At 65.2% G+C, this 12,163-nt stretch carries 10 protein-coding genes; 4 read left to right on the forward strand and 6 right to left on the reverse strand.

The window, feature by feature from the left end:
- Nucleotides 1-156: 156 nt before the first annotated feature.
- The gene (locus HNQ40_RS08110) at nucleotides 157-1,698 is read right to left on the reverse strand and encodes a class I adenylate-forming enzyme family protein (RefSeq protein WP_184677377.1); all 1,542 of its coding nucleotides are present in this window, start codon (nucleotides 1,696-1,698) and stop codon (nucleotides 157-159) included.
- Nucleotides 1,699-1,767: 69 nt separating this feature from the next.
- On the opposite strand from HNQ40_RS08110, the gene HNQ40_RS08115 reads away from it, so the two are divergent.
- Nucleotides 1,768-2,568: an SPOR domain-containing protein gene (locus tag HNQ40_RS08115; protein WP_184677378.1), complete on the forward strand. Its 801-nt coding sequence runs from the start codon at nucleotides 1,768-1,770 to the stop codon at nucleotides 2,566-2,568.
- Nucleotides 2,569-2,705: 137 nt separating this feature from the next.
- Here the strand turns inward: HNQ40_RS08115 and HNQ40_RS08120 are convergent, their stop codons facing one another.
- From HNQ40_RS08120 to HNQ40_RS08140, 5 genes are all read right to left on the reverse strand, one after another.
- Nucleotides 2,706-3,050: a PilZ domain-containing protein gene (locus HNQ40_RS08120; RefSeq protein WP_184677379.1), complete on the reverse strand. Its 345-nt coding sequence runs from the start codon at nucleotides 3,048-3,050 to the stop codon at nucleotides 2,706-2,708.
- Nucleotides 3,051-3,154: 104 nt separating this feature from the next.
- The gene (locus HNQ40_RS08125; protein WP_184677380.1) at nucleotides 3,155-4,060 is read right to left on the reverse strand and encodes an EamA family transporter; all 906 of its coding nucleotides are present in this window, start codon (nucleotides 4,058-4,060) and stop codon (nucleotides 3,155-3,157) included.
- Between the two features lie 21 nt (nucleotides 4,061-4,081).
- Nucleotides 4,082-5,164 carry a 3-deoxy-7-phosphoheptulonate synthase gene (locus tag HNQ40_RS08130; RefSeq protein WP_184677381.1) on the reverse strand — a complete coding sequence of 361 codons (1,083 nt, stop codon included), beginning with the start codon at nucleotides 5,162-5,164 and terminating at the stop codon, nucleotides 4,082-4,084.
- A gap of 116 nt (nucleotides 5,165-5,280) precedes the next feature.
- Complete coding sequence (locus HNQ40_RS08135; protein WP_184677382.1) at nucleotides 5,281-6,591, reverse strand: phosphotransferase; 1,311 nt, start codon at nucleotides 6,589-6,591, stop codon at nucleotides 5,281-5,283.
- A 312-nt stretch (nucleotides 6,592-6,903) separates the two neighbouring features.
- Nucleotides 6,904-8,007, reverse strand: a complete 1,104-nt coding sequence (locus HNQ40_RS08140) for a formylglycine-generating enzyme family protein (protein ID WP_184677383.1) — start codon at nucleotides 8,005-8,007, stop codon at nucleotides 6,904-6,906.
- A 122-nt stretch (nucleotides 8,008-8,129) separates the two neighbouring features.
- On the opposite strand from HNQ40_RS08140, the gene HNQ40_RS18090 reads away from it, so the two are divergent.
- The 3 genes from HNQ40_RS18090 to HNQ40_RS08155 all read left to right on the forward strand — a co-directional run bounded on the left by HNQ40_RS18090 (nucleotide 8,130) and on the right by HNQ40_RS08155 (nucleotide 12,138).
- Nucleotides 8,130-9,971, forward strand: coding sequence for a peptidylprolyl isomerase (locus HNQ40_RS18090; RefSeq protein WP_246403120.1), 1,842 nt, complete (start codon nucleotides 8,130-8,132; stop codon nucleotides 9,969-9,971).
- Nucleotides 9,972-10,071: 100 nt separating this feature from the next.
- Nucleotides 10,072-10,509, forward strand: coding sequence for a peptidylprolyl isomerase (locus HNQ40_RS08150; RefSeq protein WP_184677384.1), 438 nt, complete (start codon nucleotides 10,072-10,074; stop codon nucleotides 10,507-10,509).
- Between the two features lie 333 nt (nucleotides 10,510-10,842).
- Nucleotides 10,843-12,138: an HD-GYP domain-containing protein gene (locus HNQ40_RS08155; protein ID WP_184677385.1), complete on the forward strand. Its 1,296-nt coding sequence runs from the start codon at nucleotides 10,843-10,845 to the stop codon at nucleotides 12,136-12,138.
- Nucleotides 12,139-12,163: the final 25 nt, after the last annotated feature.

A 12,163-nucleotide genomic window follows, 5' to 3' on the forward strand; every position in this document is an offset into this window, starting at 1 on the left:
CGGCATGGCCCATGAGGGTCGCCGATGGTTGTTTGCCATCCCCAACGTTTTCCCCTCCGAGCACGAAGCGTAAGCGAGTGGCCGTGGCGGTCTGACACCGCATGCACTCGCTGACGCGTCGTGCTCGGAGGGGGGATATGGGGGTGTGGGGGTGAGTCAGTCTGCCGACAGCGCTCGACGCAGGATCTTGCCGGTGGGGTTACGCGGCAGCTCGTCGAGCACGCGGATTTCTTTGGGCACCTTGAACGGTGCCATGTTGTCCCGGCAGTAGGTCTTGAGCGCCCCTTCGTCGAACTCGGCGTCCTCGGCCAGCTCGACGAACGCGATCGCCACCTCGCCGCGGGAGTCGTCGGCCCGGCCGATGACCGCCGAGGCGTTCACGGTCTCGTGGCGGTTGAGCACCTCTTCGATCTCGCGGGGGAAGACGTTCTCGCCGCCGATGATGAGCATCTCTTTCTTGCGGCCGGTGATGTAGAGGTACCCATCCTTGTCGATCTTGCCGATGTCGCCGGTGCGGAAGCAGCGGGTCGGGCCGCCGCGTTTAGCGCGGTGCCCGGACGAGCCGATGTTCGGATCGTCGGGCACGTCCAGCGTCAGGATGACCTTGTCGGTGAGTTCGGGCAGCTGGTAGTAGCCCTGCATGACGCTGGGGGCCGAGATGAGGATTTCGCCTTCCTGGTCGCGGCCGAGCAGCTTGTCGTTGTCGTCGACGATGAAGTTCTGCACGCTGGGCAGCGGCAGGCCGACGGAGTGGAGGCGGGTGTTTTCGGGGGTGGACCAGTTGGTGACGGGTGAGGTTTCGGTGAGGCCGTAGCCCTCGTTGATCTCGACGCCGAGCTTGTCTTTGTACCCGTCGTACACCGCCTGGGGCAGCGGCTCGCCTCCGCAGATGACGTAACGCAGGCTCTTCCAGTCGTCGGGCGAGGCGCTCTTCACGTTGAGCAGCGCGCCGAGCATCGACGGCACGCCGATGAAAAGCTGCGGCCGGTGCTCGCGCATCAGGTCCATGATCTTGCGTGGGTTGAACCGCGCGGTGTACACCACCCGTCCCCCGCCGAAGAGCGGCAGCAGCGTGAGCACGGTCAGCCCGAACGTGTGGAACTGCGGCAGCACGCCCAGGAACGTGTCACACTTGGTCAGGCCCGCGTGTTCCATGGAGTCTTCGATGTTGGTGCGGATGTTCTTCTCGCTGAGCATCACGCCCTTGGGCTTGCCCGAGGTGCCCGAGGTGTAGAGCAGGACCGCCAGGTCGTCGTCGGCCAGCTTGGGCGGCATCCGCAGCGGGGGCAGGCCCTTGAAAGACACGTCCTCGAGCTTCATCAGCTTCACATCGCCGGGCAACGCCTCGACGTCGATGCCCAGGCCCGTGATCGCCTCGATCATCTTCCCGGCGGTGATGATGGTGTCGATGCCGCTGTCGGCCACGACGTGGGCCAGCTCGTCCTGCGACAGCAGGTAGTTCAGCGGCACCGGCGTCTTCTTGGCCAGCCAGGTCCCCAGAAACGCGACGGTGAACGCGCCGCTGGTCGGCAGCATGATGCCGATCTTGTCTTTCTGCGTGGCCTGCTCGATCGCCTTGGCGGCAAACAGCGCACCGGCCGCGATCTTGAAGAACGTGTACTCGCGCTGGTCGTCGATCACCGCCACCTTCGCGGGGTGGGTGATGGCCTTTCGCATGATCTTTCGCAGGATGCTCATCGCGGTAAACTATATCCTAATCATTCGATCATTCCCCAAACCTCCCCGATCAGGAAGGCTCAAAATCCGATGAATGGATCCCGCGTGTTGCGTGTCGTGTTGTGTTTGATGCTGCTGTCTGGTGTGGTGTTGCAGTCGGGCTGCCGTAATTCTCAGCCCACCGCGACGCTGGACGACGCCAACAGCGCCTACCACCGCGGCGACTACGAACAGGCCTACAGCTTCGCCTCCGCCATCGCGTCCGCCGAGCCCTCGCTGGACTCGGCCGAGGCGGCGTACGTCGCGGGCCTGTCTGCGGGTGAGCTCGGCCGGACCGACAAGGCCGTGAAATACCTCCGCCAGGCCGCCGAGGGCTTCGACAAGGAACTCGCCGCCAATGCCGGGGTCATGCTCGGCCTGGCCTACTCGACCCAGGAACGCTACGCCCTGGCGACCGACGCCCTGCTCTCGGCCGCGCCCACGCTCACCGGCGAAGACCGCGCCAAGGCCTACTACTACGCCGCCATCGCCCAGCAGAAGCTCGGTCGATGGGCCAACGCCCGGGACCACCTGACCCTGGCCCGCGCCTCGTCCGCCGACCCCGCGTTCCGCAAGCAGGTCGAAGACCAACTCGCCGTGAACGGCTACACGCTCCAGCTCGGCTCGTTCGCCAATGTCGAAAACGCCCAGGCCGCCGCCGACCAGATCCGCGACGCCGCGATCGAGGCCCGCGTCGGTGCCCCCCGCCTGCTCGCCAACCCCGCCCGCCCCGGCCAGACGCTGGTGCACCTGGGCCGGTTCACCACCTACACCTCCGCCGCGGCCTACCGCGACGAGCTGGGCATCCCCGGCGCGTTCATCGTCCCGGTCGCCACCGAACAGGTGCGGTGAGCATTTGGTGGTTTAGCGATTTTGTGATTTGGCGATTGAGCCATTGAGCAAACTCAAAGACCTGCCCCGGCATCACGCCGACCGGCAGGTCTTTTTTCAATCGCTAAATCACGAAATCACAAAATCGCCAAATGACCTCACCACATCGCGCGGGCGCTGGTCGCCGCGATCCGGGCCAGACGCGTCAGACGCATGCGGTCTTCATCGCTCATGTTGATGAACTCGATGCCGAACTCGAACTTGCGTCGGCCGAGCTTGCGGATACGGCGGACGATGACATCGATGGACATGATTTCTTTGTCGATCTGCACATCGATGCGGAACTTCTCGCCTTCCTGGACGGGGATCGCGCCCTTGCGGTGGATCCGCATCCCCGAGGCGGAGATGTCCACGACGCTGCCCAGCGACGACTCGGTGCCCTCGGTCTTGAGACGGCCGTGGCGACGGCGGTTCTGAGCGTGTGCCTCCGGAGCATCTTTCATACTGGTACGCCAGATCTTCATACCGTGGATATCGACCGGCCCGGTATCCGGCTTTACCAGCACAATCCGTCATATCCGGCGGGTTTTCCCCCGCACCCGAAACCTTATCGGCCCCCCCAGACATACAACAGGACCGCGAGGCACATCAGCGCCGCGGCGCCCAGCCGCCGCGCCTGCACCGCCCAGCCGTGCTTCTGCTCCAGGTGGTGCCAGCCCATGCCCGCCAGCATGACGCCCAGCAGGATCGAGATCAGCCCGCGGGTCGATTGAAGGATGGCTCCGAGCACGGTGCCCAGGCTCGCAAACGTGGCGTAGAGCGCGACCATCGTTGCCAGCCAGATTGCGGCATAGGGCAGGGTGTCCCGCCAGGCCTCCCGCTTCCGTGAGCCCCAGACCCCGAGCAGGGGCAGCGCGATCACGCCCAGGCTGCCGTAGACCGCGGCGACCGTGAAGATCGGGATGCCGAACCTCGAGTGGTCCCCGGTCATGTCTTTGGCGATCTCGATGGTGCCCTTGATGAACGTATCCGCCAAGGCGTACGCCAGGCAGGCCCCGACGACCAGCGCCGTCACCTTCCACGCCAGCCGGCCGCCCACATCGTTGAGCACCCACGCCGCCGCCACCGCCATCGCCACGCCGGTCCACTGCGTCCCGGTCAACGGCATCCCCATCAGCACCGAGAGCAACGCCAACACCGCCACCTTCATCCCCAGCAGCGGCGCCACCCGCGACGCATCGGTCGCACGCAACGAACTCAGCAAGCACACCTGCGCGAGCACAAAAAATCCGATCAGCCCCGACAGCTGGCCCCACCATTCCGCCGTCGGCGCGAAACCCACGGGCCAAAGAAACGGCAGCGCTACCCAGCACACCGCCCCCATCAACACGTGTCCCTGAACCAACAGCTGCGACACCGGCCGGCCGCGATCGACCGTGAACCAACGCGACGCCAGATACGCCAAGGAGTGGCCCAGCCCCGTTAACAAACCCAAAAGGATGCCCAAGGCCATACCGCAAACACGCCTGTCTACTTAGTCCGTAAGTCCCAAGCGATCGTAGCCCCGCTGCAGCATGTCGGCCGTCTTCTCCCAGCCGATGCATTCGTCGGTCACCGACACGCCGTATTGCAGCTGCGACAGGTCGTCGGGGATCGACTGCTTACCTTCGAACAGGTTCGACTCGATCATCACGCCGATGATCGCCTCGCCCGATCCGCCGGCGTTGCGCTGCTCGATCAGGCTGTCCCACACGACTTCCTGCTGGGCGAACTTCTTGCCCGAGTTGGCGTGGGAGCAGTCGACCATCAGCAGCGGGTTCATGCTGGCGGAGGTGAGTTTTTCTGCGGTGGCGGAGATGTCTTGGGGGTGGTAGTTGCTGCCCTGAGCGCCACCCCGCAGGATCACGTGGCCGTAGGCGTTGCCGCGCGTGTGCACGACGCTGGCCCGGCCCTCTTCGTCGACGCCGATGAAGTGGTGGGGGTTGAGCGCGGCCTGCATCGCGTCGAGCGCGACTTGCAGCGAACCGTTGGTCGCGTTCTTGAAACCGACCGGCATCGACAGGCCGCTGGCCATCTGGCGGTGGGTCTGGCTCTCGGTGGTGCGTGCGCCGATCGCGGCCCAGCTCACAAGGTCGTCGAGGTACTGCGGCGTGATCGGATCGAGGAACTCGGTGCCGGTGGGCAGGCCGAGCTCGTTGATGTCGATCAGCAGTTTGCGGGCGACGTTGAGGCCGTGGGTGATGTCGAAGCTGCCGTCGAGGTGGGGGTCGTTGATCAGGCCCTTCCAGCCGACGGTGGTGCGGGGCTTCTCGAAGTAGACCCGCATGACCAGGAACAGCCGGTCGTCGAACTTCTGTTTGAGTTCTGCGAGTTTCTTGGCGTACTCCATCGCCGCGGCGGGGTCGTGGATGGAGCAGGGACCGATGACGACTAGGAGGCGCGGGTCTTCGCCGCGCAGGATCGCCTCGATGCTCTGCCGGCCGTCCAGCACGGTCTGCCGGGCCCGGTCGGACAGCGGCAGGGATTTCTCAAGCGTCGCCGGCGGGACCAGGGGGTCCAGCGACGTGACGTTGAGGTTCTGGGTCGGCCGAGGATCGGTGGTGGGGGTGGTGTTCATAGCGAATCGACCATGATACCCGCTATCCGCGAGGAATTGGGCAAGGTGTTGACCCCAGAAAACAGACCGCCGATGCCACCGGCGGCTTTGAACGGAAGTTGCGGATTAAAGAGAAGTTACCCCGCGAAACGCTGGGCGATGCGGTTCACGCCCCGCAGGATGTCGGCGGCGGTCTTGAAATCGCTGAGCCCGGGGTTGATGGGCTTGAGGATCGAAGCGGTCAGCGACTCCAGGGCCCTGGCGCTCTCGCCCAGCGGCTGGTAGTCGATCAGCCGTTCGAGCTCGGGGTTGGTCTGCGGGTGGTTGATCTGGACCGCGAGGTAGAACGTGTCCACGCTGGGGTCGGCCTTGCCCTGCACCGCGGCGAGGGCTTCGTTGGTGACCTCGCCGTTCTCCACCATCTGGCCGAGCACACGTTGGATGTGGCTGGTGCGCATCATCTGGTCGAACAGCTCGTGCAGGACGGGGCTGGCTTGGAGGTCTTCGTCGATCTGAGCGGAGCTGCCGAAGTCGATAAAGCCGACGCCCTCGGGGGTGATGACCAGGTTGTCCGGCCGCAGGTCCAGGTGCATCAGCTTGGCGTGGTCGTGCAGCATGGAGAGCAGCTCGAGCGACTGCCGGGCGAACTCGATCTGCGTGATGGGTTGGCCGCCGTTGCGTAGCCAGTTCATGTCCAGCCGGGTGACAAAGCCCTTGTCGTTCTTCACGATGCGCAGCGGCCGGGGCACGCGGGTGCGGAACGCCTCGGGCAGCGTGCGTTGCAGCTTGTCGAGCGCCTTGGCCTCGCGGGTCAGGAAGATCGGGAAGATCTCGTTGACCAGTTTCTCAGCGCGGACGCGGATGTCGATCAGGTCAAGGTCGGGGTACTTGCACGCCAATCGGCGGGACAGGTTGTCGATCGTCGGCACCTGCTTACGCACGCAGAAGCCCGAGCTCTGCGAGTCGTCCTCGGCGAGCTTGACGTCGAACGTGAACCGATCGGTCACCTGCCCTGGGGGCACGAGGTGGGTCTTGCGTGCGACGAAGCAGTAGGCCCGCGGCGTGACGCCGGGGATGCGCAGCCCCAACGGCCCGCCCCAGAGTTCATCGAACCCCTGTTCGAGCACGAAGCCGTTCTTGTTGTCGTAGGCCTGCATGATCTTGCCGACGCGCTCGGGGTTAGGGTCGACGCAGGCAAACAAGCCGCCCCACCGCAGCCGTTCGAACACCTCATCGGGCTGCTTGGGCTCGCCGGGTCCGGCCAGGCGGATATCGACCATGCCGTCGTGCTCGGCGTCGCTGGACCGCCCGACCTGTCGGCCGCGGGCCTCGGCCTTGAGCTTCTGCTCCAAGAGGATGCGGACCCACTTCTCGGTGTCGGCGTTCTGGCCGACCGCCGAGGGCTTCATGTGTCGCGAGAGCGGACTGATTTTTTGCAGGATGGACATCGCCGGGATCTCTGAAGACGCGGTTTCGCAAGGGCTTCGTCCATGTCTTCGTGCATCTCGGCGGGCGACTGAGTCGGGAACGGATGCGGGGCCGTAATTTGTGGGTTTAGGTCCGGCGTAGCACGGACAAGCGGCGCAGCACGCAGCCCGCCGGGGAAAATCGGGCTGCGGGGGTGAAATTGATTTGACAGGGTTAGGCGTGAATCGGAGCACGAAGCGTTAGCGAGTGACAGCTTTCGCAGGTCGCTTGTGTCACTCGCTTACGCTTCGTGCTCGGAAGTGGCGTTGTGTGCGGGGGCGGTCAGGTGAGGGTCAGATATCCCGCACGCAGCGGAAGCCGTTGTTGGTCGTGGCGCTGTCGGGGGTGTTGCCGGTGCGGGCCCCCAGGCGGTAGCGGTTGCAGTAAGAGTCGTGGCAGAGGTAGCTGCCGCCCTTTTGGACCTTGTGGGTGAGGCGGTAGCCGGTGGAGTCGATGAGCGTTGCCGCTTGCGGCTTAGCGTTCGGGGTGTTGGATCCGGTGCTTTGTCGCTGCGCTCCGCAGCATCCGGCTTCGTTTTGGGGTTTGACGGGTTGGGGGCCGAATGGGTTGTCGCGGGTTTCGGTGGAGGCTTCGACGTGCCAGGTGGGGCTGAACCAGTCGCTGACCCATTCCCAGACGTTGCCGGAGGTGTTGTGCAGGCCGAAGCCGTTGGGGGAGAACGCGGTGACGGGGCAGGTGCCGACGTAGCCGTCGTCGGCGGTGTTGTTCGTGGGGAACTTGCCCTGCCAGACGTTGCAGCGGTGTTGGCCGCGCGGTTCCAGCACATCGCCCCAGGGGAAGATCGTCTGCTCCTTGCCGCCGCGGGAGGCGTATTCCCACTCGGCCTCGGTCGGCAGACGCTTGCCCGCCCACCGGGCGTACTCCATCGCGTCGTTCCAGCTCACCTGCACCACGGGGTGGTCCATGATGGCTTTGATCGATGAGCGTTCGCCGTGCGGCCGATCCCACTTGGCGCCGGGCACTGCCAGCCACCACGGCGTCTGCGGCACGGTCGCGTCCTTGCGCAGGCTCTCGGCAAACTTCTTAGACAGGTGCAGGTGGAACACGAACGACCAGCCGAAGCGTTCGGCCTCGGTGGTGTAGCCGGTGTCTTTAATAAACGCGGCGAACTGGGCGTTGGTCACGCTGGTCGCGTCGATCCAGAACGGGCGGAGCGTGACCTCGCGGACCGGGCCCTCGCCGTCGTCGGGGAAGCCCTTGGGGTAGTCCGTGCCCATGAGGAAGCTTCCGCCGGGCAGCTCGATCATGACGTCGGTCGAGCCTTGGTCGGCGTGACGGATCGGCTCGAGCACCGCTTGGAGCGGGCCGGTGTAGGCCGGGGAGCTGCCGGGGTTGGAGGAAACGCTGGGGGTGCAGCAGGCTTTGGGGGCGGACATCCATCCGATTTTATCAGAGGCGGTCGGGGCTTTTCGGACGTTGCCCATTCGGCCGTGAGTCGCAGACGGCGGGGCGATATGATCAGGTGAGATTGTGGGGCGATCCAGAGGATGGAACGGTGATGATGCGCGTCGGCGATCAGGTTGGTCAAACTCCAAAGCGGTGGTGGTTCATGCGGTGCGTGCTTGCGCTGTTGTGCTTCGCGGTGTCGGTGGTGTCCGTGTCGGCACAGGATGAATTGCCGGGCAACGACCCGGCGGCGTGGCTGGAAGAAGCGAGCGTCCAGGCCCGGCGGATCACGGGCGTCGGCGAAGAGCTGACTTATGCCTTGCAAACCAAGGGCGCGTTGTTAGCACAGATCGCTGCGGTTCAGCGCGAGCTTGGCGAAGACCCCGCGGCGGAAGAAAACGAACGGATCGTCAACCTCTGCGTTCGGGCGTTGGCCCACGACGGGGAAGACGGCTGGATCCACGCGTCCCGGGCGCTGCACAAGTGGTACTGGGGCCACGACGCCGAGGCGGAGACTTATTTAGGGAAAATCGGCAACCCCGCGGAGCGTGAGTACGTGGCCGGGCTTCTGCGTGATGAGGGCGACGCGTCTTTCGAGCGCGATCAGATGAGCCGTGGTTTCCGCGAACAGCTCAGCCGATCCGATCTATACGGTTGGGCGCACTTCACGGTGCTCGGCATCGCGGGGCAGGGAAGGTTCGAGGAGGCCCGCGACTGGACGCAGCGGATCGACGACCCGGCCCAACGTGCTTGGGCGTCGCTCGGCGTAGCGCAGGGTTTGCTCGAAGCCGCCAAACGCCCCGAGCCGGAGCCGACGATCACGGCCGAGGCCCCGGCGATTCTTCCGGACGCCGAACCCGAGCCCGCCCCCGGGTCGCTTGTGGCAACCGAGCCCGAGTCGCCGGTCAGTTTGGAAACAATCGATGCGGAGTCCACGGAACCCGCGGCGGATCTTGCTGCCGCCCCCGAAGCGGCGGACACGGTCGCGGTCACCGAAGCCCCCTTGCCGGTGGTCGAAGCCGAGCCCGCATCGACGCCCGAGGTTGTGGAGCGAGTGGCGGAACCCGTGGAGGTGTCGGCTGCTCCTAATGCTACGGAGCCCGTGAGGGTGGTCGTTGTCCCGGCGGCCATCCCGGTCGCGGAGGTGGATGCTGAAGAGTCGGAGTCTTCCGAGCCCGAGACCGCTGCGGTCGCTGAACCCGTCGCCGAGGCGCAGCCTGACGAGGACGCGCTGGTTGCGGAAGTTTCCGAATCCACGCCTTCGGTCGAGCCGGCCCCGGTCGAAGCCTCGGCCGAAAGCGTGCCCGCTGTGGTGGTGGACGAGGTGCCTGCCCCGACAGACGAGGGTGACGAAGCCGTGGCCATGATTCCTGTGGTGCCGGACCTCAAGCGCTTGGCCGAGCCCGCCTCGGTGCTCGACGATCAGCCTGCGCCGGATCAGTACGACCTGGACTTTGTTACCACCCAGGGCACCTTCGTGGTGCGAGTCCACCGCGACTGGGCCCCGCTCGCGGCCGACCGCTTCTACGACTTGTCGGTGGCGGGCTTCTACCACAACCAGCGGGTGTTCCGCGTCGTCGACGGCTTCGTCGTGCAGTGGGGGATCCACGGCTACCCCGACGTCGCCGCGGCGTGGCGTCCCCAAAAATTGAAAGACGAGCCCCGCACCCAATCCAACCAACGCGGCACCATCACCTTCGCCGCCGCCACCCAGCCCAACACCCGGGCCACCCAGGTATTCATCAACCTCGACGACAACCAATTCCTCGACGACCTGGGCTTCGCCCCGTTCGGCGAAGTCATCGAGGGCATGGACGTGGTCGAGTCTCTCTTCAAGGACTACGGCGAAACCCCCAGCACCAAGCAACGCGAGATCCAGCTGCAAGGCAACGCGTATCTGGACGCGGCGTATCCGGAATTGGATTCGATCCTCTCCGTCGAGCATCCCGAATAAGCCCGCCCGTTCCGTTGCAAAAGCCCCGCAAAGCCTGTGTACATCGGGGTGGCTATACTGTTTGCCCGTTTCGTTCCCAACCTTCAACCGCGAGCCCACTATGCCCACCACCGCAACGATCAACACCCCCAAAGGCACCATCGAAATCGAACTCTTCGCCGAGGACTGCCCCGAGACCGTCGGCAACTGGGTCAAGCTCGCCAAAGACGGCTTCTACGACGGCCTGAAGTTCCACCGCGTCATCGCCGACTTCATGATCCAGGGCGGCTGCCCGCTCGGCACCGGCACCGGCGACCCGGGCTACAAGTTCGACGACGAGCCCTCGGCCCTGGCCAAGAAGCACACCGGCCCCGGCATCCTCAGCATGGCCAATGCTGGACCCAACACCAACGGCAGCCAGTTCTTCATCACCCACGTCGCCTGCCCCTGGCTCGACGGCAAGCACGGTGTGTTCGGCAAAGTGACCTCCGGCCAGAACGTCGTCGACACCATCGCCCAGGGCGACACGATGGACAAAGTGACCATCAACGAAGGCTAAGCCTTTCCGATTTTTCCGCAAAACATTCCACACCCACGCCGTGCTTGGCGTGGGTTTTTTTGCGTTCCAATCACAGCGGCTTTCGTTCCAGTTTGTTTCGTAAACCGGCTCAGTCCTCCGGTAATGATCCGCTCCAGGACGCTGAAATCACCGATCCGCGTTTCAGGCGTGTGAGCGGGGTGTTAAATGGGGCGTTTCCTGAAGCGAGTTCCAAGCCCCGCCCGCCGATGTATTGCGTAACGACATCGGGGGATGTCCGCCAGGCACCGCTCACTCTTCGTATGAGATTGAGTTGATTCCGTTTTGTGCCTGGAAGCTGAAGGTTCCATTTCGATGTCACAATCCCATTCTGAAGAAATCCAAGTCCGCTCGCTCCGGGTTGGCGAGCCCCTCCAAACCGACCTCACCGATTCGGCCGGCGTCCTGCTGCTGAGGGCCGGCGTGGTCATCACGCAGGGCTTTATCGACACGCTCACCCGCCGCGGCATCAGCACCGTGGCCAAGCGGGAAACCGAGGAGATGCGCCAGGCCCGCGAAGAACAGGAAGCCCAGGCCGCCGCGCAACAACAAGCCTCTTCCGCCGACCCCCCCGTGTCGTCGTCGGCCCCACGCCCCTCGTCCGCGGGCCCCGCCCCGGACCTCGACGCCGCTCAGCCCGACGGCTCCTACACCACCGACCTCGACTACCAACCCGGCCGCGTCGCGACGCAGAAACTCTCCGTCGCCGAGCTCAACGCCCTCTCGACCCAAACCGAACGCGCGTTCGATCAGGCGCTGGACCAATACACCGGCTTCGGCCCCGCCTTCGCCGAGGGACAGATCCACGACCTGGGCCTGGCCTCGGGGTTGATCCAAGGCTTCCAGCGCTACGTCAACACCGACCCCGCGCTCGTGCTCATGCTCCTCCGCATGAAGGGCGACACCCAGTCCACGCTCTACCGCCACGGCATCAAGACCGCCCTGCTCAGCATGACCCTCGCCACCCAGATGGGCTTCGGCGAACAACAAGTCACCGACGCCGGCGTCGCGGCATTGATCCACGACTTGGGCATGCTCAAGGTGCCCCCGCACATCCGCCTCGCCCAGCGCCGGCTCACCCCCGTCGAGTGGCAGATGGTCCGCGAGCACCCGACCCACACCCTCAACATCCTCGACCGGCTCAACGGCGTCACCGAGTCGGTCAAGACCGCCGCCTACCAGGTCCACGAACGCTGCGACGCCTCGGGCTACCCCAAGAGCCGGCACCAGCAGTTCATCCACCCCATGGCCAAGGTCATCGCCGTCGCCGACACCTACGCCGCCCTCACCGACGACCGCCCCCACCGCCCCGCCCTCACCGGCCACGAGGCGATGAAAACCATCCTCCGCGAGGTCCAGCAGAACAAACACGACCGCAGCGTCGTCCGCGCCCTGCTCGACACCATGAGCATGTTCCCCGTCGGCACCACCGTCAGCCTGTCCGACCAACGCACCGCCCGCGTCCTCCGCGGCGTGCCCGGACACCCCATCCAACCCGTGGTCGTGGTGCTCAAAGACGGCCAACCCGTCGACTGGGAACTCGATCTCGCCCAAGTCGGCGACCTGTCGATCACTCAAATCCTCGCCGAAGACAAAGCCGTCGCGGCGTGACCCCGCATTACGATTGCCCGCGCTT

This window comes from Algisphaera agarilytica (assembly GCF_014207595.1).
GTDB lineage: Bacteria > Planctomycetota > Phycisphaerae > Phycisphaerales > Phycisphaeraceae > Algisphaera > Algisphaera agarilytica.